This window comes from Streptomyces sp. WAC00040, from assembly GCF_056835925.1.
This window is the reverse complement of sequence record NZ_JAKQZE010000001.1, coordinates 791,001-811,095: the sequence shown is the minus strand read 5'-3', so window position 1 is coordinate 811,095 and position 20,095 is coordinate 791,001. Positions and strand designations below refer to the sequence as shown.

Annotated in this window: 15 protein-coding genes and 1 other RNA gene; 13 read left to right on the top strand and 3 right to left on the bottom strand. The window is 71.5% G+C overall.

The features are described from left to right. Positions 1-132 precede the first annotated feature (132 nt). Positions 133-3,372, bottom strand: coding sequence for an FHA domain-containing protein (locus tag MDN94_RS03700; RefSeq protein WP_482726992.1), 3,240 nt, complete (start codon positions 3,370-3,372; stop codon positions 133-135). A gap of 435 nt (positions 3,373-3,807) precedes the next feature. Here MDN94_RS03700 and MDN94_RS03695 point away from each other — a divergent pair, with 435 nt between their 5' ends. The 4 genes from MDN94_RS03695 to MDN94_RS03680 all read left to right on the top strand — a co-directional run bounded on the left by MDN94_RS03695 (position 3,808) and on the right by MDN94_RS03680 (position 9,017). Beyond that, positions 3,808-5,442 carry a serine/threonine-protein kinase gene (locus MDN94_RS03695; RefSeq protein ID WP_482724542.1) on the top strand — a complete coding sequence of 545 codons (1,635 nt, stop codon included), beginning with the start codon at positions 3,808-3,810 and terminating at the stop codon, positions 5,440-5,442. Between the two features lie 129 nt (positions 5,443-5,571). Next, positions 5,572-6,843 carry a serine/threonine-protein kinase gene (locus MDN94_RS03690; RefSeq protein ID WP_482724541.1) on the top strand — a complete coding sequence of 424 codons (1,272 nt, stop codon included), beginning with the start codon at positions 5,572-5,574 and terminating at the stop codon, positions 6,841-6,843. Positions 6,844-6,948: 105 nt separating this feature from the next. Next, positions 6,949-8,055: a peptide chain release factor 2 gene (gene prfB, locus MDN94_RS03685; RefSeq protein WP_482724540.1), complete on the top strand. Its 1,107-nt coding sequence runs from the start codon at positions 6,949-6,951 to the stop codon at positions 8,053-8,055. A gap of 269 nt (positions 8,056-8,324) precedes the next feature. Beyond that, the gene (locus MDN94_RS03680) at positions 8,325-9,017 is read left to right on the top strand and encodes an LPXTG cell wall anchor domain-containing protein (RefSeq protein WP_482724539.1); all 693 of its coding nucleotides are present in this window, start codon (positions 8,325-8,327) and stop codon (positions 9,015-9,017) included. Between the two features lie 121 nt (positions 9,018-9,138). Here MDN94_RS03680 and MDN94_RS03675 read toward each other — a convergent pair whose 3' ends face one another. Beyond that, on the bottom strand, positions 9,139-9,324 hold the full coding sequence (locus tag MDN94_RS03675) for a hypothetical protein (RefSeq protein ID WP_482724538.1): 186 nt from the start codon (positions 9,322-9,324) through the stop codon (positions 9,139-9,141). 247 nt (positions 9,325-9,571) lie between these two features. On the opposite strand from MDN94_RS03675, the gene ftsE reads away from it, so the two are divergent. The 5 genes from ftsE (at position 9,572) to ssrA (ending at position 13,447) form a co-directional block, all read left to right on the top strand. Further along, positions 9,572-10,261 carry a cell division ATP-binding protein FtsE gene (gene ftsE / locus MDN94_RS03670; RefSeq protein WP_005316903.1) on the top strand — a complete coding sequence of 230 codons (690 nt, stop codon included), beginning with the start codon at positions 9,572-9,574 and terminating at the stop codon, positions 10,259-10,261. 32 nt (positions 10,262-10,293) lie between these two features. After that, entirely contained in the window at positions 10,294-11,211 is a 918-nt protein-coding gene (gene ftsX / locus MDN94_RS03665; protein WP_005316905.1) for a permease-like cell division protein FtsX, read from the top strand. Between the two features lie 67 nt (positions 11,212-11,278). Continuing rightward, positions 11,279-12,436: a S41 family peptidase gene (locus MDN94_RS03660; protein WP_482724537.1), complete on the top strand. Its 1,158-nt coding sequence runs from the start codon at positions 11,279-11,281 to the stop codon at positions 12,434-12,436. 18 nt (positions 12,437-12,454) lie between these two features. Next, positions 12,455-12,934, top strand: coding sequence for an SsrA-binding protein SmpB (gene smpB / locus MDN94_RS03655; RefSeq protein WP_307706691.1), 480 nt, complete (start codon positions 12,455-12,457; stop codon positions 12,932-12,934). 143 nt (positions 12,935-13,077) lie between these two features. Beyond that, positions 13,078-13,447: a transfer-messenger RNA gene (gene ssrA, locus MDN94_RS03650) on the top strand. A 27-nt stretch (positions 13,448-13,474) separates the two neighbouring features. On the opposite strand, the gene MDN94_RS03645 is transcribed toward ssrA, so the two are convergent. Next, positions 13,475-14,821, bottom strand: a complete 1,347-nt coding sequence (locus MDN94_RS03645) for an MFS transporter (RefSeq protein ID WP_482724536.1) — start codon at positions 14,819-14,821, stop codon at positions 13,475-13,477. 82 nt (positions 14,822-14,903) lie between these two features. On the opposite strand from MDN94_RS03645, the gene MDN94_RS03640 reads away from it, so the two are divergent. The 4 genes from MDN94_RS03640 (at position 14,904) to MDN94_RS03625 (ending at position 19,998) form a co-directional block, all read left to right on the top strand. Then, positions 14,904-15,869, top strand: coding sequence for a LysR family transcriptional regulator (locus MDN94_RS03640; protein WP_482724535.1), 966 nt, complete (start codon positions 14,904-14,906; stop codon positions 15,867-15,869). Positions 15,870-16,027: 158 nt separating this feature from the next. Next, positions 16,028-16,684 carry a hypothetical protein gene (locus MDN94_RS03635; RefSeq protein ID WP_482724534.1) on the top strand — a complete coding sequence of 219 codons (657 nt, stop codon included), beginning with the start codon at positions 16,028-16,030 and terminating at the stop codon, positions 16,682-16,684. A gap of 69 nt (positions 16,685-16,753) precedes the next feature. Continuing rightward, the gene (locus tag MDN94_RS03630) at positions 16,754-18,868 is read left to right on the top strand and encodes a bifunctional polysaccharide deacetylase/glycosyltransferase family 2 protein (protein WP_482726991.1); all 2,115 of its coding nucleotides are present in this window, start codon (positions 16,754-16,756) and stop codon (positions 18,866-18,868) included. Next, on the top strand, positions 18,865-19,998 hold the full coding sequence (locus MDN94_RS03625) for an acyltransferase family protein (protein WP_482724533.1): 1,134 nt from the start codon (positions 18,865-18,867) through the stop codon (positions 19,996-19,998). The genes MDN94_RS03630 and MDN94_RS03625 overlap by 4 nt, the downstream gene beginning before the upstream one ends. The last annotated feature ends 97 nt before the right edge of the window (positions 19,999-20,095 follow it).

The window sequence follows — 20,095 nt, the reverse complement described above, 5'->3', positions numbered from 1 at the left end:
CATCCCGTTGCGGTCCGTGCCGACAGGTCTACGCCCGCGCTACGGGTGTCGCAATACCGCCCCCGGCCTCTATCACTCTTTCGTGATGCCCTCGTGACGTGATGTCAGGTCAAATGGCCCCAGCGCCGCCACTCAAGGATGAGCCGGCGTCAGTGGCCCCACGGGCGCCGCGTCCACCGACCGCGCGGCGCGCTCCAGCGCACTTGCGAGCAGCGCCAGGTCGGTCGGCCCGTTGCCCAGTTCCCGGACGGGGCGTCGGGTGGGTGGATCGCCCATCCGCTCCCACTCGAGCGGAACGACAGTGGGTCTCAAGGTGGCCGTACGAGGGATGCGCCCGGTCACCCGGCCGCTCTGGAACGGCGTGACGCGGCCGTCCGGATGCCCCAGCCTGCCCCGGCCCGGGGCGGGGGCGTCAGGGCCGGGCGCGACCGGCGGCGCCTCCAGCACGACACGCAGCCGCGCACCCTCCGCCAGCTCCGTGTCCGCCGTGCGGTCCGGCCGCGACGACGTGGCCACGAGGTGGACGCCCAGACGGGCGCCGTCCCTGGCCACCGCGTCCAGGGCCCGCACGACCGAACCGGCCGCCGGCCGGCCCGGGCTCCCCAGCGCGGGGGCGACCAGCGCGTCGAAGTCGTCGACCAGCACCACCAGACGCGGCAGCGGATCCGGTTCCTGGCTCCGCGTACGCCCGCCGGGACGGAGCCTGAGCGTTCCCGACGAGGGGGAGTCCAGATCGCCCCGCTGGTCGGCTGCTTCGGGTGACGTCCGCTGACCCACCATCCGGCCGGCGACCTCCCATCGGGTGCGCCACTCGGCGAAGTCGGTGACGCCCGCCTCGTCCAGCACGGCCGCCCGGCGCTTCAGCTCCGCGCCGAGCGCCTGCGCGAACGCCCGCATCCGCACCGGGTCGCTGGCCACGAGGTGCTCCGTCACATGCGGCAGTTCGGTGCAGACGGCCAGCCCCTCGCCGCGCTCTCCGCCGGCCCCGTCGACCAGAAGCAGGCCGAGCCGGTCGGGGCGGCCCGCCGCGGAAAGCGACGCGGCGACCGAACGCAGCAGTTCCGTACGGCCGCTGCCGGCGGGGCCCTCGATCAGCAGATGCGGGCCCTCCTGCGCCAGGTCGACGGCGAGCGGGCCGCGGGGACCGGCGCCGAGGACGACGGTGCCGTCGCAGGCGGCCGCCCAGCGTGCCATCAGCGAGGCGGGGGTGGCCCGTGCCAGCTCCAGCTCGTCCAGCAGCCGGGCGGACTGCGGCAGCACCGCGGTCCGGCCGGGCTGCACGCTCGAGCCCTCCGCGCGCAGCGGGGCGAGCGCCCGCCCGAACCGCTCCGCCCAGGCGGCGGACACCGCGTCGACCACGCCGACAGTGCCATGGCCGGCAGGCTGCCCGGAAGCGACCCGCATCAAGCGCAGCGCGGTCGCCACGTCCCCGCTGAGCAGCGCCACGGCCCCGCACTCGCGGAAGGGCAGCGACGCGGCGCAGGCCGACTCGTAGGTGGCGGCGACAGGGGAGAGCGGGGAGGCGGCGGGCGTCTCCGCCAGGCAGATCAGATGGATCCCGGCGGCCTGGCCGGCACCGGCCAGCCGGGCGGTGGTCTCGCGAAGCACGGCCGAGCCGGGATCCCCGTCGACGATGACGACCGTGCGAGGGCCGTCGTGGCGTGCGGCGGCGTCGGCGACGGCCCGGGAGTCGGCGCTCGCCCAGCCCGTGCCGAGCGGGCCGTCGTCCAGGCGGCGCGTCAGCTCCGCGGCGCGGGCGGCGGCCTGGTCGCGGTCGTAGGCCAGCAGAAGCCGGCAGTCCTGGCCATGGGCCGGGCGCAGATGCGGCAGCCAGCCGAGCCAGGACCACTCCGCCTTGCGCTCCTCCACGGACCGGGCCCGGTCCGCGCTGATCAGCACGATCTCGAGGTCACCGGGCGAATGCAGCGCGGCGAGCTGCGCCACGGCGGACCTGGCGAGGCCCGTGAGCCGCGCGCGCGGACCGGCGAGGCCGAGCGACCCGGCCTCCCTCAGGGCGACGGTCACGGGCACGGACGGCAGCTCGGCCCGGTCCGCCGTGCCGAGCCGGAGGACGAGCGACTCGGGGTGTCGAGGGCCGCGCTCCCACAGCCTGGGGCCGGGGCCCAGCGCGGTGAGCAGCACGGCGGCCGGGTCGGGCCAGCTCTCGACGGTGGGCGCGGTCGAGCGTGCCGCGGGGCCGGCCGCGCCGCTCTCCTGAGGGACGGCGGTTTCCCGGCCGCCGGCCAGCCGCCGGGCCCAGGCGCCTATGCCCCGGCGCCGGGGGGCCTCGGCGGGCTCGTCCGTCCCCCGGGTGGGCGCGCGCTCGGGCGACGGCTCGCCGGGCCGGTCCGGGACGCGGTCGTGGGCGTCGTACGCGTACTGCGCCGGTACCCGGGGCGCCGCGTCGTCGGCGAGGGGGGCGTGCATGAGGTGCGTCCGGGACGAGTCGTTGTACGCCGGGGCGGCGGCCGCGGGGCCGCCGCCGGCGTGGCCGTGTGCGGGTGCCACCGTGGGGTCGGGGCGGTAGGGCGGGGTGGCCCGGCCGTCGTCGGGTGCCCGCTGGGGCCGGTCGGTGCCGGCCGGCGGCGTGTCGTCCCATGACCCGGCCGACGCCCATGACGGCACCGGCCGTGTCCCCCGGGGGGAGGGGCCGGTCGCCCCCGCCGTGTGAGCGCCCGAGGAGCCGCCCGGACCCGGCGCGGGCCTGGCTTCGACGGAGCGCGACGACGGACCCGGGACGCGGAGGTGGCCCTCGCCGTCCGGCGCGGTGGGAAGCGCGGGAGCAGGCGCGCCGGGGGAGAGGCGCAGGGTGGACTCGCCCAGCCGGAGCAGCGCACCGGACGGCAGGCGCACGGGCCGGGCGTGCACGGGGGCTCCGTCGACCGTGGTGCCGTTCGTGGAGCCGAGGTCGGTCACGGTGACCCGGCCGTCGTCCGCGAGCGTCACCGCGCAGTGCAGCCGGGAGACGTCGGGGTCGTCCAGCGGCACGTCGGCGTCCGCCGAGCGGCCGATGCTTATCCGGCCGCCGTGCAGCAGATGGACCCCTCCGGCGTCGGGTCCGGCCACGACGTGCAGCTGTGCCGACACCTCGCCGTCGTCGGTCTCTTCCTCGGCCGGCGTCTGGAGGGACAGCACCACGCCGTCGACCAGCGGCGGTTCGCCGAGGGTGCGGCGCTGCGGGTCCAGGCGTTCCTGTCCCGCGTAGAGGACGATCGTGCCGGAGACGTCGGGGCCGGCGACGGCGGCGGCGAGACCGGAGGCCACGGCGGCGAGCGCGGTGCCCGCCGGTGCGGTCACGATCACGTCGCAGAAGCGCGCGGCGGGCGCGGACTGTCCGCCGCGCGGCGCGAGAACAGTCAGCCGGATCTGCATCGCCGTCAGCCATCCCTTCTGCGCGGGGTGCCCGGCAGAGAAGCCGCCCGGATCGCCCCCACCCGGCAGGTCGGCACGCGCCGGAGGCTCCCTCCCCACGGCTCCGTGCTGAAGGCATCCTCGCATCCGTCACCGACAACACGCCCGCCGCCCACCCATAAGTGATCTTGACCAGTCGGCCCGGGTGGCAAATCCGGACGGAAAAGCACGTGGTGGTATCCCGTAAAGGTCATCTTGAGGAACTACGGACGGAGGGGATCGTGATGTTCAGTGCGCGCGGACCCGGCAACCATCCGTACGATGCCCGCGTCTGTCCATCGAACAGGGGCGACCGGACGGACACCCCCTAAAGTGGGTCGGACAACCCGGTGGGCCGAAAATCATCCGGCGGACCGGGACCCATGTGAGGATCACGATCAGCAGGGAGCGCATGACGTGCGGCCGGTAGGCAGCAAGTACCTGCTCGAGGAGCCGCTCGGGCGCGGCGCCACGGGCACCGTCTGGCGAGCCCGTCAGAGGGAGACCGCGGGCGCCGAGGCGGCCGTCGCGGGCCAGCCCGGCGAAACCGTCGCGATCAAGGTCCTCAAGGAGGAGCTGGCGAACGACGCGGACGTGGTGATGCGTTTCCTCCGGGAACGCTCCGTCCTGCTCCGCCTCACCCACCCGAACATCGTCCGGACCCGGGATCTCGTCGTCGAGGGCGATCTTCTCGCCCTCGTCATGGACCTGATCGACGGCCCGGACCTGCACCGGTACCTGCGCGACAACGGCCCGCTCAGCCCGGTCGCCGCCTCGCTGATGACCGCCCAGATCGCGGACGCGCTCGCCTCCAGCCACGCCGACGGCGTCGTCCACCGCGACCTGAAGCCGGCGAACGTGCTGCTCAAGACGGACGCCGACGGTCAGATGCACCCGATGCTGACCGACTTCGGCATCGCGCGCCTCGCGGACTCCCCGGGCCTGACCAGGACGCACGAGTTCGTCGGCACCCCCGCGTACGTCGCGCCGGAGTCGGCGGAGGGCCGTCCGCAGACCTCGGCCGTAGACATCTACGGCGCGGGCATCCTGCTGTACGAGCTGGTCACCGGACGCCCCCCGTTCGCCGGGGGCACGGCGCTGGAGGTGCTGCATCGTCACCTCAGTGAGGAGCCGCGCCGCCCCTCGACCCTTCCTGAGCCGCTGTGGACGGTCATTGAGCGCTGTCTGCGCAAGGAGCCCTCGGAGCGGCCCAGCGCCGAGAACCTCGCTCGCGGTCTGCGTACCGTCGCGGCCGGCATCGGCGTGCACGCTAACGCCGCCCAGGTCGACGCCGCCCTCGGTGTCGCCGCGCTCCTCGTGCCGGACCCCGCGCCGGCGCCGGTGCCGCAGACCCCCGGTGCCGCCGACCAGACGCAGGTCCTGCCGAACACCGGCGGCGGCAGCAGCGCCTACGACCCCTCGGCGGCGACCAGCGTCATGCCGCAGACCGGGCAGCCCGGTGGCACGGCCGACCCGACCGCCGTGATGCCGCCCGTTCCGCCGGGGCAGCCCGGACCGGAGGAGCCGCACCCCTGGCAGTCCCAGCTGCGCGCGGCCCGGGACCGCAACGAGCAGACGCAGGTCCAGTACCTCGACCCCAGCCAGGACCCGCTGCGCCGGCGCCCGCAGCGCCAGGCCCCGCAGCAGCCCCCGCAGAACCGTCCGCAGCGGCCCCAGCAGCAGTACGCGCCGGCGCCGCAGCAGCGTCCGCAGCACCAGCCGCAGCGTCAGCAGTACGCACCGCCGCCCCAGCAGCAGCAGTACGCACCGCCGCAGCAGCCGCCGGCCCAGCGCCCGCCCCGCCAGCCGCGGCAGCGCGCCAACCCGATGCGCATCCCCGGGCTCGGCTGTCTCAAGGGCTGTCTGTTCACGGTGCTGCTGTTCGTCGTGGCCGGCTGGCTGATCTGGGAGCTCACCCCGCTGCAGGACTGGGTCGCTGAGGGCAAGAGCTACTGGGACGCGATCGGCGACGGCATTTCGACGGTCACGGACTGGATCTCGAAGCTCGGCGAGGCGAAGGACACCGCCGACCAGATCGGTAACCAGCAGTAACTCTGTCGTTTTGTCGACTTCTGCGGGCTTATTTATTCCGCAGAAGTGGAGGTTGGTGTCATCCGGGGCACACAGGCCCCCGATGCCCGCGTACGTTGTGGGGCAACGCCAGCCGCTGAGGGAGCAGTCTTGGCACGGAATATCGGCAGCCGGTACACGGCCCACCAGATCCTGGGGCGGGGCAGCGCCGGCACGGTGTGGCTCGGCGAAGGACCCGAGGGGCCTGTCGCCATCAAGCTTCTTCGCGAGGACCTCGCGTCCGACCAGGAGCTGGTCGGACGCTTCGTCCAGGAGCGCACCGCCCTGCTCGGGCTCGACCATCCGAAGGTCGTCGGCGTCCGCGACCTCGTCGTCGACGGCAACGACCTGGCGCTGGTCATGCAGCTCGTGCGCGGCACCGACCTGCGGACCCGTCTCGACCGTGAGCGCCGTCTCGCGCCGGAGGCCGCCGTCGCGATCATCGCGGACGTCGCCGAAGGCCTGGCGGCGGCCCACGCCGCGGGCATCGTGCACCGGGACGTCAAGCCGGAGAACATCCTGCTCGACATGGAGGGCCCGCTCGGCCCGGCCGGCTCGCACCCCGCGCTGCTCACCGACTTCGGCGTCGCCAAGCTGATCGACACCCCGCGCCGCACCAAGGCCCAGCGGCCCACCGGAAGCGGTGCGCCGAACCCCTCGGGCATCATCGGCACCCCCGACTACATCGCCCCCGAGATCGTCGAGGGCCTGCCTCCCCGTGCCGCGGTCGACATCTACGCCCTCGCCACGGTCCTCTACGAGGTCCTGGCCGGCTTCACCCCGTTCGGCGGCGGGCACCCCGGTGCGGTCCTGCGCCGTCACGTCACAGAGACGGTGGTGCCCCTGCCCGGCATCCCTGACGAGCTGTGGCAGCTCATCGTCCAGTGCCTGGCCAAGGCGCCCGCCTCCCGGCTGCGCGCCTCCGAGGTGGCGGCCCGGCTGCACGACCTGCTGCCGACTCTGAAGGGCATGCCGCCCCTGGACGTCGACGAGCCCGACGCGGAACCGGCCGCCGAGCCCTACGAGGAAGCCCTGCCGCCCACTCTCGGGGAGCCGCGCCGCCGTGGCGCCGTCCCGCTCGTCCCCGGCGCGGCCCCGGCCGACTCCAACCGCGACACCCACACCTCGATGAGGGTCCCCGCGCCTGACGAGCTGGCGGGCGGCGCGCACGGCACTGCGCGGGCCCCGCGCTCTCCCGGCCAGCGCCGACCCGGGTCCGCCCGCAACAGGTCGACCGCGGTGCGCAGGCGCCGAATCACTCTGAGTGTCGCCGCACTCGCCGTCGTCGCGGCGGTCGGTATCGGCGGCTGGCTTGCCGTGAGCGACGACGACGGCCAGGTGCCGGCCCCGGATTTTCAGCAGTCGGCGCCCTCGGAACCCTAGGGCCTCTCGTTCGGATCAGGCCGGTTCCGAACGAAAGACCCCAGGTCCGCCGCCGGCCGTCCGGGGCCAGCACGGGTCCGGCCGCTCAGCCGTTACGCTGGACCCGTGGCAGTCGTCGATGTATCCGAAGAGCTGAAGTCCCTTTCCTCGACCATGGGGTCGATCGAGGCCGTTCTGGACCTCGACAGGATGAGGGCAGACATCGCCGTGCTCGAGGAGCAGGCGGCGGCACCGTCCCTGTGGGACGACCCCGAGGCGGCGCAGAAGATCACCAGCAAGCTTTCCCACCTGCAGGCCGAGGTCCGCAAGACGGAGGCACTCCGCGGCCGGATCGACGACCTCGAGATCCTTTTCGAGCTCGCGGAGGCCGAGGACGACCCGGACGCACGGGCCGAGGCCGAGGCCGAGCTGGAGTCGGTGCGCAAGGCGCTGGACGAGATGGAGGTCCGCACCCTCCTGTCCGGCGAGTACGACGAGCGCGAGGCGCTGGTCAACATCCGCGCCGAGGCCGGCGGTGTCGACGCGGCGGACTTCGCCGAGCAGCTCCAGCGTATGTACCTCCGCTGGGCCGAGCGGCACAACTACGGCACCGAGGTGTACGAGACGTCGTACGCGGAGGAGGCCGGCATCAAGTCGACCACCTTCGTCGTCAAGGCGCCCTACGCGTACGGCACGCTCTCCGTCGAACAGGGCACGCACCGGCTGGTGCGTATCTCGCCCTTCGACAACCAGGGCCGCCGTCAGACGTCCTTCGCGGGCGTCGAGGTGCTGCCGGTCGTCGAGAAGACCGATCACATCGAGATCGACGAGTCCGAACTGCGTGTGGACGTCTACCGCGCGTCGGGCCCCGGCGGCCAGGGCGTCAACACCACCGACTCCGCGGTGCGGCTGACGCACATCCCGACCGGCATCGTGGTGTCCTGCCAGAACGAGCGCTCCCAGATCCAGAACAAGGCGAGCGCGATGAACGTCCTCCAGGCGAAGCTGCTCGAGCGCCGCCGCCAGGAGGAGCAGGCCAAGATGGACGCCCTCAAGGGCGACGGCGGCAACTCCTGGGGCAACCAGATGCGTTCGTACGTGCTGCACCCCTACCAGATGGTCAAGGACCTGCGCACCGACTTCGAAGTGGGCAATCCCCATTCGGTACTTGACGGTGAGATCGACGGGTTCCTCGAAGCGGGAATTCGCTGGCGCAAGCAGCAGGACAAGTAGCGAAGAGCTTTGTCGACAAGGCAACTGCCGCCCAGGGGGCGGCAGTTCCCTTTTTTGTCACAGTTGCATCCCCGCAGGTCAGGCAACTGACAGCATTTCGGACATCGCGTCCGCTAACGACCTTGACGCCCTTGCCGGAACTGGGAATGGTGGCACGCGGCATGCGTATTTCTGGGGCGTGTGCGAACGGGGGTGAGTGCAACGGCTCCTGGATCCGCTGCCCCGGACGCTGCTCCGACAACGAGATAGCTACTGGGGGTAGCAGCCAGATGACCAAAAAGACGCGGATCCGTGTCGCACGTATAGCTGCCGGCGCCGTGATCGCCGCGGGTGCGTCGCTGACCGCCGCAGGCGCCGCGCAGGCGTTCGACCTGACCGGCTCGGCCAAAGTCGGTGGCATCGAAGCCGACGTGAACGTCGGCATCCTTGAGGACCCGGAGCCGCCGACCTGCGAGATCGACCCGACGCTCTGCACCACGCCGCCGGTGGACCCGCCGACGACCCCGCCGGTGGACCCGCCGACCACGCCGCCGGTGGACCCGCCCACGACCCCGCCGGTGGACCCGCCGACGACCCCGCCGGTGGACCCGCCGACCACGCCGCCGGTGGACCCGCCCACGACCCCGCCGGTCGACCCGGACCCGTCCGAGGACCCGACCGAGAACCCCGACCCGAAGCCGAGCAACCCGGGCAATGGGAACGGCGGGAACGGGAACGGGAACGGTAACGACAACGACACCGACGGTGGCGTCATCGACGGTGACGCTCCGGTCGGTGACGGTACCGACACCGACAGCGCCGGTTCGGAGCCGGTGCAGCAGGGTGAGGCCAAGGAGGAGCTGGCCGAGACCGGCGCCGCCGAGACCACCTTCCTGCTGCTGGGTGCCGCGACGATGATCGCCGGCGGCATCGGGTTCCGCATGCTGCCGCGTCTCGTCGGTGGCGGTCGCACCGTCGCCTGATTGGGCGCAGGGCGTAACTGACGGCTGACGACCGGCAAGGACAAGGGCCCGGAGTGCTCAGCACTCCGGGCCCTTCAGTCTTCTTCCGCTTCGGCCGACCGGCCGTACCGGCGGGGCTTGCCTAGACCGCCAGCAGGGCCACTGCGGCGACCAGCACCACCAGAAGGGCCAGCAGTGTCACCGGGCTCAGGCCGGCGAAGGGGCCGCCGCTCTGCTGCAGCCGCTCGCGATTCGCCCGGCAGACCGGGCAGCGGCCCTCGGCGACGGGCGCCGCGCAGTTGGCGCACACCAATCGGTGATAGGTCATGCGCTCTCCTCTCCCGCGCCGGGGCCGCAGGCGCGGACCGCAAGCACATTTCTCTCCGGACAACGCCCGGGGAAACGCGACTGTTCCCCTACCACTGTGCCAGCTCCCGCGCTTTTCGTCGCGGCCCGCCGGATTTGCCCCCGATCGATGAACGGACAAAATGCGCAAGTCAGGACGGGGACTGCGCGGCCGTGGCGCAGTCGCGTAAGGTCACGCTCACCTACTCCCGGCCGACCGTGGTGCACCCGTGATCCGATTCGACAACGTCTCCAAGACATACCCCAGGCAGAACCGACCTGCTCTGCGGGACGTCTCCCTCGAAATCGAGAAGGGCGAGTTCGTCTTCCTCGTGGGCTCTTCCGGTTCGGGCAAGTCGACGTTCCTGCGGCTGGTCCTGCGTGAGGAGCGTGCCAGTCAGGGCATGGTCCATGTCCTGGGCAAGGACCTGGCCCGGCTCTCCAACTGGAAGGTGCCTCAGATGCGCCGCCAGCTGGGCACCGTCTTCCAGGACTTCCGCCTCCTGCCCAACAAGACCGTCGCGGAGAACGTGGCGTTCGCCCAGGAGGTCATCGGCAAGCCGCGTGGCGAGATCCGCAAGGCCGTGCCCCAGGTGCTCGACCTCGTCGGGCTCGGCGGCAAGGAGGACCGGATGCCCGGTGAGCTGTCCGGTGGTGAACAGCAGCGCGTGGCCATCGCCCGCGCCTTCGTCAACCGCCCCATGCTCCTCATCGCGGACGAGCCGACAGGAAACCTCGACCCGCAGACCTCTGTCGGCATCATGAAGCTGCTTGACAGGATCAACCGCACGGGCACCACGGTGATCATGGCGACCCACGACCAGAACATCGTTGACCAGATGCGCAAGCGCGTCATCGAGCTCGAGAAGGGCCGTCTCGTACGCGACCAGGCGCGCGGCGTCTACGGCTACCAGCACTGAGCCCGGACAGACTGAAAGGCTGAAAGCACGCCATGCGCGCCCAGTTCGTCATGTCGGAGATCGGCGTCGGTCTCCGCCGCAATCTCACGATGACCTTCGCGGTGATCGTCTCCGTAGCCCTCTCGCTCGCCCTGTTCGGCGGCGCGCTGCTCATGCGTGAGCAGGTCAGCACGATGAAGGACTTCTGGTACGACAAGGTCAACGTCTCGATCTTCCTCTGCAACAAGAACGACGCGGCGACCTCGCCCCAGTGCGCCAAGGGGGCTGTCACCACCGCGCAGAAGGAGCAGATCGAGGCCGATCTGAAGAAGATGGACGTCGTCGACGTCGTGCACCACGAGACTGCGGAACAGGCGTACAAGCATTACCGCGAGCAGTACGGCGACACTCCCATCGCGTCCACCATCACCCCGGACCAGATGCAGGAGTCGTTCCGGGTGAAGCTGGACGACCCGGAGAAGTACAAGGTGGTGGCGACCGCCTTCGCCGGCCGGGACGGGGTGCAGTCCGTCCAGGACCAGCGCAACATCCTGGAGAACCTCTTCTCCTTGATGAACGGCATGAACGTGGCCGCCATCTTCGTCATGGGCCTGATGCTGATCATCGCGCTGATGCTCATCGTCAACACCGTGCGCGTTTCTGCGTTCAGCCGTCGGCGTGAGACAGGCATCATGCGGCTCGTCGGCGCCTCGAGCTTCTACATCCAGATGCCGTTCATCATGGAAGCCGCGTTCGCGGGCCTGTTGGGTGGTGCGGTCGCCTCCGTGATGCTGCTGGTGGGCCGTTATTTCCTGATCGACCACGGCCTGGCGCTCTCCGAGAAGATGCAGCTGGTCAACTTCATCGGCTGGGACGCCGTGATCACCAAGTTGCCGCTGGTGCTGGCGATCGGGCTGCTGATGCCCGCTGTGGCTGCTTTCGTCGCTTTGCGCAAGTACCTGAAGGTGTGACAAGCACCCCGGGCGCCGTGCGGTCAACCTCCGTACGGCGCCCTTTGCTTGTCCTAGACTCGGCGTCATGTCGGACCCCGAGTTCAGTCCCCGGCCCCACGGCATCCGCCGCGGGGCCGCGCTGACGTTGGCCTTCGGAGTCGTCCTCGCCACCGCGGCGGCCACCAACTGCCTGCCGCACGACGAGCCGACCTCGCCCCGTCCGCTCTCCGCACATGCCGCCGCCGCGACGGTGGACGGTGAGGACGTCGCCCGCGCCGCCGCGAAGGCCGCGGCGGAGGGGAAGTCGGGCACCAAGGCGGCGGAAGAGGTCGTCAGCCGCAGCGGCGACCGCTGGGGCGCCGTCTACGACAAGCACGAGTACGAGGAGTTCGCCAAGGCGCTCGACGGGGAGTACACCGGCGTGGGCCTCGGCGCGAGACGCGCGGCGGACGGCCGGGTCGAGGTGGCCAGGGTGCAGCCGGGCAGCCCCGCCGAGCGGGCCGGGATAAGGGCCCGCGACCGGCTCCTCGCGATCGACGGCCGCGACACCGCCCGGCGGCCGGTCACCGAGGTCGTGGCCCTGCTCAGGGGCGCCGACGGCACGGCTGTGACGGTGGACCTGGAACGTGACGGGCACCGCTGGTCGGAGACCCTGACGCGCGCCCTGCTGACCACGGAGACGGTCACCGTGGACCGTCTTCCCGACGGCGCCGTGGTGATCAGGGTCTCCTCGTTCACCAAGGGCACCGGGGAGCGGGTGCGCAAGGCCGTGCGCGAGGCCCCCGCGGGCGCAGGGGTCCTGCTCGATCTGCGCGGCAATGAGGGCGGCCTCGTCTCCGAGGCGGTCACCGCGGCGTCGGCCTTCCTCGACGGCGGCCTCGTCGCCACCTACGACGTGCGCGGCGAACAGCGCGCTCTCCACGCCGAGCAGGGCGGCGACACCGACCGGCCCGTCGTCACACTCGTCGACGCCGGCACCATGAGTGCCGCCGAGCTCGTCACCGGAGCACTCAAGGACCGTGGCCGTGCGGTCACGGTCGGCACGCGGACCTTCGGCAAGGGCTCGGTGCAGATGCCGAGCAGGCTGCCCGACGGCTCCGTCGCCGAACTCACCGTCGGTCACTACCGCACCCCGTCCGGTCACAGTGTCGACGACAAGGGCATCACTCCCGACCTCGTGACGACCGAGGGGGCCGAGAAAAGGGCCCGGACGGTATTGAGTGGCCTCGGGGGCGGGTCGTAGTGCGAAAATGTCTGCACTATGGCTAAGGAAACAGGGCGCAAACTGATCGCGCAGAACAAGAAGGCGCGGCACGACTACCACATCCTCGACACCTACGAGTGCGGTCTCGTGCTGATGGGTACCGAGGTGAAGTCGCTGCGTCAGGGCCGGGCCTCGCTCGCGGACGGCTTCGTCCAGATCGACGGCAACGAGGCATGGCTGCACAACGTCCACGTGCCGGAGTACAGCCAGGGCACCTGGACCAACCACAGCGCACGCCGCAAGCGCAAGCTGCTGATGCACCGGGAAGAGATCGACAAGCTGGAGTCGAAGTCGCAGGAGACGGGGCACACCATCGTGCCGCTGGCGCTGTACTTCAAGGACGGCCGGGCGAAGGTCGAGATCGCGCTGGCGAGGGGCAAGAAGGAGTACGACAAGCGACAGACGCTGCGCGAGAAGCAGGACCGTCGCGAGGCGGACCGCGCGATGTCCGCCGTCCGCCGGAGGCAGCGGGCCTAGCGCGCGACCGGCACCGGCCGTAGCCGTGCGGAATAGGCTGGCACCGGCCTGTGTTGTTCACGTACGATGGCACCTGCCCCGGCAAGCAGGGGTCCGGCCCCGCAAGGGGCCTTGAGCAGTACAACTCAATAGTGGTCAAGCATGGGGATGATCGGTTTCGACAGCGGATGTCGAAGCAGGGGAAGCGTGTCGAGGAAGCGGCAATGATCTCGTAAACCATATGTCGCAACCAATAATCGCCAACACCAAGCGCGATTCCTTCGCCCTCGCTGCCTAAGTAGCGACTTGCGAAGTGTCAGCCCGGGGCTGTTCCCGACCCGGATCCTGGCATCAGCCAGGGAACTAAACCTACGAACCCGGTCACGGGGTGCGTAGGGAAATCAAACAGTGACTGAGCCCGTCGGAGACTTGTCCGCGTGATCTCCGGGGCTGAGAAAAGCGCAGCGGACTGCACACGGAGAAGCCCTGATTCTGCACCGTTGGACGCGGGTTCGATTCCCGCCATCTCCACTCATCCCATGTACGACGAAGGCTCGGCGGCTACGGCTTCCGGGCCTTTTTCGTGTCGTCGGCCGTCACCCACGCCAGTACGAGCGCGAGCGCCGCGGCGCACACCGGGATCGCGTAGCCCCGAGCCGCACCCAGATGCTCCACCACGTACCCGCCGCTCGCCGAGCCGGCCGCGACGCCGCCGAGCAGAGCGGTGACCGCGAGGGTCATGCCTTCGTTGATCTGCGCCTGCGGGGTCAGCCGCTGGACCATGGTCATGGCCGTCACCATTGTCGGGGCCGTCGCCATCCCGGCGGCGAGCAGCGCACCCGCCACCGCCGGCAGCGACCCGGTGCCCGCGGCGGCGAGCAGCGGCAGCGACATCAGGGCCGTCATCGCGGCGAGGCAGGTGGGCAGGCCCGCCGCTCGGCGGGACCGGCCGTAGAGCAGGCCCGCGGCGCAGGAACCCGCCGCCTGGAGCGCGAGGACCGGACCTGCGACCGGGCCGTCGGCGAAGGCGATGGTGACGACCTCCATCGAGCCGAATACCGCGCCCGTGGCGAGGAGCACGAGGAGCAGCGCGGGCATGCCGGCGGTCCGCAGCGGCGAGCCGGCCGGGACCCGCGGGGCGACCGGCGGCTCCGTGGAGCGCCGGCTCGCGAAGATCAGCACACCCGTCAGCAACAGGACCGCGCCGACCAGCGTGCCTGCCTCCGGGAAGAGCGCGGAGCAGAGGAACGCGGCCACAACGGGGCCGAGCATGAAGCAGAGTTCGTCGGCGGCCTGCTCGAACGAGTTCGCCGTGTGCAGTGCCGCCGCGTCGCCCCGGTACAGATGCGCCCAGCGGGCACGCGACATACCGCCGGTGTTGGGGGTGGTGGCCGTCGCGGCGTAGGCGGCGAAAAGCGTCCAGTCGGGCGCGTCGAGGCGTACGCACAGCAGCAGGGCGAGCGATCCGAGGACCGCCAGGGCCGTTGCGGGGACGGCGATCCGCGCCTGTCCGTACCGGTCGACGAGCCGTGCCGTCCAGGGAGCGACGAGCGCGGTGGCGGCCAGGCCGGTCGCGGTGACGGCCCCGGCGAGGGCGTAGGAGCCGCGGGACCCGGCGATCATGACGACCGCGCTGACGCTGAACATCCCCATGGGGAGCCGGGCGACGAGATTCCCGGCGGTGAAGGCCCGAGTGCCCGGTACGGAGAACAGTCGCCGGTAAGGGCCCTGCGGCCGGCCTCTCGGGGCGAAGGCCGCCGTGGGCGAGCCGGTCCGGCGGCGCGGCGCGAGCACCAGCGAGTCGCCGGTGACCGCGAGCAAGGGTGCGCACGCCGTGTCCTCGGCGCGGGCGGGACGGGACGCGGGGGAGCGGGGCACGGCTGAAGAGGGCGTGGCTGGCCTGGGCATGGCTCCACCCTCGCCGCCTCCCCCGCGCCCGGTCCAACACCTGCTCGGTGGCCGTTCACGCACCTGTGTTGTTGAATGCGCTGTGCCCCGTGATCTGGAACCCAGGCTGCTCCGCGCGTTCGTCGCCGTCTCCGACGAGCTGCACTTCACCCGCGCCGCCGCCCGCCTCTACGTCGCCCAGCAGGCCCTCAGCCGCGACGTCCGGCGGCTGGAAAGGGAGTTGGGCGTCGACCTGTTCGTCCGCACCACCCGGCAGGTCGCCCTCACGGCCGACGGCGAGCGACTGGTTCCGTATGCCCGGAGGGTGCTCGAGGCGCAGGACGAGCTGCTTGCCGCCGCCTCCGGCGCCGCCCGGCCGCTGCTCGTCGACCTCAACAGCGCGGGCATGACCTCGGGCCGGATCCTGGAACGCGCCCGCGACCTGGCCCCCGACTGCGAGCTGATGGCCCGCTTCGAGAGCGGGCTCACCGGAGCCGCCGACGAGATCGCCGCCGGGCGTCTCGATGTCTCCTTCGGCCGGTTCGCCGGCCTGGACGCCGGCCGGCAGGCGCTGCTGGCCCAGCAGCCCGTACGGTACGAGCCGATGGCGGTCCTGCTGCCCGACGACCATCCGCTGGCCGACTCCGACCGGATCGAGTTGAACGCACTCGCGGGTGAGACCGTATATGCCGGTGCGGGCAACCCCAGGACGCTGGAGTGGACGGAGCTGGCGCGGCTTCTCTTCGCGGGCCGCGGTATCGCCGTGGCGCCGCCGGCACCCATGGCCGTGGGGGTCGAGGAGTTCCGGCGGGTCATGGCGAAAACCCGCAACCCGGTCCTCGCGGTCGTGGGCTTTCCGGCCATGCCGGGGACGGTCCTTCGGCCGATAGTCGACCCCGTTCCGCTGTCGCCGCTGTCGATGGTCTGGCGTGCCGGGCTGCGGCATCCCGGTCTCGACGCGCTGCGGCGTGCGGCGGCCGAACTCGCAGCGCGCGAGGGGTGGCTGAAAAGGGTGCCCGGCGGATGGTTGCCGGAACGTGATATGTCGCTGATGTGTGACAACCGCTGAGCGTGGCGCGCGACGTGCAGCAGGTTGCGCTACATTCATGGACCGGGTGAGTGAGTGGGATAGAAGCGCTCGGAGAGGGTTGGGGACCCGAATTCGAACGCGGCCGGCCGGTTGTGCGCGCACCCGATTCAAGTCAGTGGGGGGATGTGCCACCAGCCATGGAAAATTGGCAAGAAGACGTCGGTCCCGGTCACACGCACGAGCCGCACGAGGTGACGATTCAACTCGACGGCCTCGGGCGTAAGTTGCGCGATCTGCCAGTGGAGCCGATCGCCCCCCAGGACAGCGCGGAGGGGCCGGTCTTCGTCGACGAGAGCGGCCGGCGCAGCAAGAAGTTCCGCCGTATCGGCTGGGTCCTGGCAGCCGCGTGCGCTGTCTACGCGATCACGCTCGTCGCCGCCCTCCTCGGCGGCAACTCCAGCGCGCCGTGGATGCCGGGCCTCGGTTCGGCCGGGGAGAAGCAGCCCGAGCACGTGGAGATCCAGCCCGCGCCCACCGACCTCGTGTCCACGGTGCCCACGCCGAACGCCCCACCGGGCGTCCCCGCCCCCTCCGACTCCGCCGGCGCGGCCCTGCCGATGCCGTCGGGCAGCGCGGGTGTCAGCAGCCCGCTGCCGGACGTGCCGCCGTCCGCCCCGAAGTCCCCCACTCTCCAGCAGCCGTCCCGCGGGTCGGGCACCACCGGCCCGGCCGCGAGCCCCGGCACACCCCTCGGCAGCGCTCCGGCCCCGGCCGTCAGCCCTACCACGGGCCCCGGGACCTCCGCGGCGCCCAGTGATTCTCCCGGCCAGCCCGTGCAAGAAGGCGCACTGTAGATGACCCTCCCCGTCCCAGGGGCTCCGCGACGGCGGAGCCCCAAGCGCGTCGTACGCCGCAGACTGCCCATGCGCTATCTGCTCCCCGTGCTCTTCCTCGTCGCGTTGCTCGCGATGCTGATGCTGCGCGGCTATGTGCACAGCGAGATACTCGCCGACCACCGCGTCCGGCCCCCGGCCCCCACGGACCAGGTCCCCCAGCACATACTCGACGGCGGACCCGTCATCGACGCGCGCGACAAGCGCAACCCCAAGGCGCTCAGCGTGCCCGACCAGCGGCTCGTGCTGACCTTCGACGACGGCCCGGACCCCGTCTGGACGCCGAAGGTCCTCGACGCTCTCGCCCGGTACGACGCGCATGCCGTCTTCTTCGTCACCGGCACCATGGCCTCGCGCCACCCGGACCTGGTCGAACGGATGGTGCGTGAGGGTCACGAGATCGGCCTGCACACCTTCAACCACCCGGACCTCTCCTTCCAGTCCACCGACCGCATCGACTGGGAGCTGTCGCAGAACCAGCTGGCGCTCGCCGGCGCCGCGGGCATCCGCACCTCCCTCTTCCGTCCCCCGTACTCCTCCTTCTCCGACGCCCTCGACAACGAGTCCTGGCCGGTCACCCAGTACATCGGCACCCGCGGCTACATCACCGCCTTCAACGACACCGACTCCGAGGACTGGAAGCGCCCCGGCGTCGACGCGATCATCAAGCGCGCCACCCCCGAGGGCACCCAGGGCTCCATCGTGCTGATGCACGACTCCGGCGGCGACCGCTCCCAGACGGTCGCGGCCCTGGAGCGCTTGCTGCCCGACATGAAGGAGCGCGGCTACCGGTTCACCAACCTCACGGAGGCGCTCGGCGTGCCCAGCGCCCACAGCCCGGTCACCGGACCGGAACTGTGGAAGGGCAAGGCCTTCGTCGGCGCCGTCGCCGTCTCGGAGAACACCACGGAGGTCATGGTCGTCGGGCTCGCCGTGATCGGCGTGCTGGTCTTCGCCCGCTTCGGGCTGATGCTGATCCTCTCCTTCGCGCACGCCCGCAAGGTGCGCCGGAAGGGATTCAGCTGGGGGCCTCCCATTACCCGGCCGGTGTCCGTGCTGGTCCCCGCGTACAACGAACGCGAGTGCATCGCCAACACGGTCCGCTCGCTGATGGCGAGCGACCACCCCCTCGAGGTCATCGTCATCGACGACGGCTCCAGCGACGGCACCGCCGACATCGTCGAGGCGATGGGCCTGCGCGGCGTCCGAGTCGTACGGCAGCCCAACTCGGGCAAGCCCGCCGCCCTCAACAACGGCATCAGGAATGCCCGCTACGAGATCGTCGTCATGATGGACGGCGACACCGTCTTCGAGTCGTCCACCGTCCGCGAACTCGTGCAGCCCTTCGGCGACCCCCGCGTCGGCGCGGTGGCCGGCAACGCCAAGGTCGGCAACCGCGACACCCTCATCGGGGCCTGGCAGCACATCGAGTACGTGATGGGCTTCAACCTCGACCGCCGCATGTACGACCTGCTCGGCTGCATGCCCACCATCCCCGGCGCCGTCGGAGCCTTCCGCCGCACCGCGCTCGAGCGCGTCGGCGGCATGAGCGAGGACACCCTCGCCGAGGACACCGACATCACCATGGCCATGCACCGCGACGGCTGGAGGGTCGTCTACGCGGAGAAGGCACGCGCCTGGACCGAGGCCCCCGAGTCCGTGCAGCAGTTGTGGTCCCAGCGCTACCGCTGGAGCTACGGCACCATGCAGGCCATCTGGAAGCACCGCCGTGCCCTCGTCGAGAAGGGGCCCTCCGGTCGCTTCGGCCGGGTAGGCCTCCCCCTGGTCTCCCTGTTCATGGTGCTCGCCCCGCTGCTCGCGCCGCTGATCGACGTCTTCCTGCTGTACGGGCTGGTCTTCGGCCCCACACAGAAGACCATCGCCGCCTGGCTCGGCGTACTCGCGATACAGGCGGTCTGCGCCGCCTACGCCTTCCGGCTCGACAAGGAACGCATGGTCCACCTCGTCTCCCTGCCGCTGCAGCAGATCCTCTACCGCCAGCTGATGTACGTGGTCCTTCTCCAGTCCTGGATCACCGCGCTCACCGGCGGCCGGCTGCGCTGGCAGAAACTGCGGCGCACCGGGGCCGTCGAGGCCCCCGGAGTCGTCCAGCAGCGCGCCGGGGAGCGGAGGCCCGTCGCATGACCCCGTACACCGCACCGCAGACGGCGGCGCCCCAGTCGGGGGGCACCTCCCCGGTGCCCTCGGTCGGCCGGGACCGCTACTTCGACCTGCTCCGGGCGCTCGCCCTGTTCCGGGTCGTGCTCTACCACCTGCTGGGCTGGGCCTGGCTGCCGCTCGTCTTCCCGTCCATGGGCGTGATGTTCGCTCTCGCCGGGTCGCTGATGGCACGCTCCCTCGCCCGGCCGGCGTTCCAGGTGATCCGCAGCCGGGTACGGCGGCTGCTGCCGCCGCTGTGGGTGCTGGGAGCCGCGGCGGTCACCGCGATGATCGTCGAGGGATGGCGCCCCGGACCCTCCGCGGTCTTCTGGATCCTGCCCTTGAGCGACCCGCCGTTCCTCGCCGCCGGGTGGGCCGGCGACCTGGCCGAGCCGATCTGGTACCTGCGCGCCTATCTGTGGTTCGTGCTCCTGTCGCCGCTGCTGCTGCGCTGCCTGCACAAGCTGCCGTGGGTCACCCTCGCCGCGCCGCTCGCCCTGTCCTTCGGGCTGGCCGCCGGGTACCTGTCCATGCCGGAACGCATCGACTCGGCGCTCACCGACTTCAGCACCTTCGGCGCCTGCTGGATCCTCGGCATGGCCCGACAGGAGGGCGTCCTGGCCCGCCTGCCGCGCTACGTCGTGCCCTCCGTCGCGCCGTTCGTCATGCTGGCCGGTATCTGGTGGGCCCGCCGCAACGGCTTCGGCTCGGGCGTCGAGCTCGACGGCATCCCGCCGGCCGCCGCCCTCTGGTCGCTCGGCGCGGTGATGCTGCTGCTGCACTTCAGTCCGTCGTGGGAGTCGTGGCCGCCGAAGCTGCGGCAATGGGACAGCGTGATCACCCTCCTCAACGCGCGGGCGGTGACGGTCTACCTCTGGCACAACGGGTGCATCCTCGGCGCGGCAGCGCTGTGGGACGCCCTGTGGGACGTCGACCTCCTCGCGGAGCAGGCCCCGTGGCTGCTCGAGAGCTGGGTGCCGGTGCTGCTGCTCGTGTGGACGCTGATCGCCGGGTGCGTTCTGGTCTTCGGCTGGGCCGAGGACCTCGCCGCCAAGCGCCGCCCGCGGCTGTGGCCCAACGGAGAGCCACGGCGGCGCCGCTCACACACGGCCTGACCGACGGGTGAGAGCAAGGTTTCGCGCCGGTCACCTCCCGGCACCGGCCTGAAACCCGCCGTCCATAACGTCGCTTCCACGATCGGAAACAGGTGGA

Excerpts from the sequence above, each read along its gene's own strand:
- ftsX (WP_005316905.1), top strand. The coding sequence starts at position 10,294 with ATGCGCGCCCAGTTCGTCATGTCGGAGATCGGCGTCGGTCTCCGCCGC.
- MDN94_RS03625 (WP_482724533.1), top strand. The coding sequence starts at position 18,865 with ATGACCCCGTACACCGCACCGCAGACGGCGGCGCCCCAGTCGGGGGGC.
- MDN94_RS03680 (WP_482724539.1), top strand. The coding sequence starts at position 8,325 with ATGACCAAAAAGACGCGGATCCGTGTCGCACGTATAGCTGCCGGCGCC.
- smpB (WP_307706691.1), top strand. The coding sequence starts at position 12,455 with ATGGCTAAGGAAACAGGGCGCAAACTGATCGCGCAGAACAAGAAGGCG.
- MDN94_RS03700 (WP_482726992.1), bottom strand. The coding sequence starts at position 3,372 with ATGCAGATCCGGCTGACTGTTCTCGCGCCGCGCGGCGGACAGTCCGCG.
- MDN94_RS03675 (WP_482724538.1), bottom strand. The coding sequence starts at position 9,324 with ATGACCTATCACCGATTGGTGTGCGCCAACTGCGCGGCGCCCGTCGCC.
- MDN94_RS03660 (WP_482724537.1), top strand. The coding sequence starts at position 11,279 with ATGTCGGACCCCGAGTTCAGTCCCCGGCCCCACGGCATCCGCCGCGGG.
- MDN94_RS03635 (WP_482724534.1), top strand. The coding sequence starts at position 16,028 with ATGGAAAATTGGCAAGAAGACGTCGGTCCCGGTCACACGCACGAGCCG.
- MDN94_RS03630 (WP_482726991.1), top strand. The coding sequence starts at position 16,754 with ATGCGCTATCTGCTCCCCGTGCTCTTCCTCGTCGCGTTGCTCGCGATG.
- MDN94_RS03645 (WP_482724536.1), bottom strand. The coding sequence starts at position 14,821 with ATGCCCAGGCCAGCCACGCCCTCTTCAGCCGTGCCCCGCTCCCCCGCG.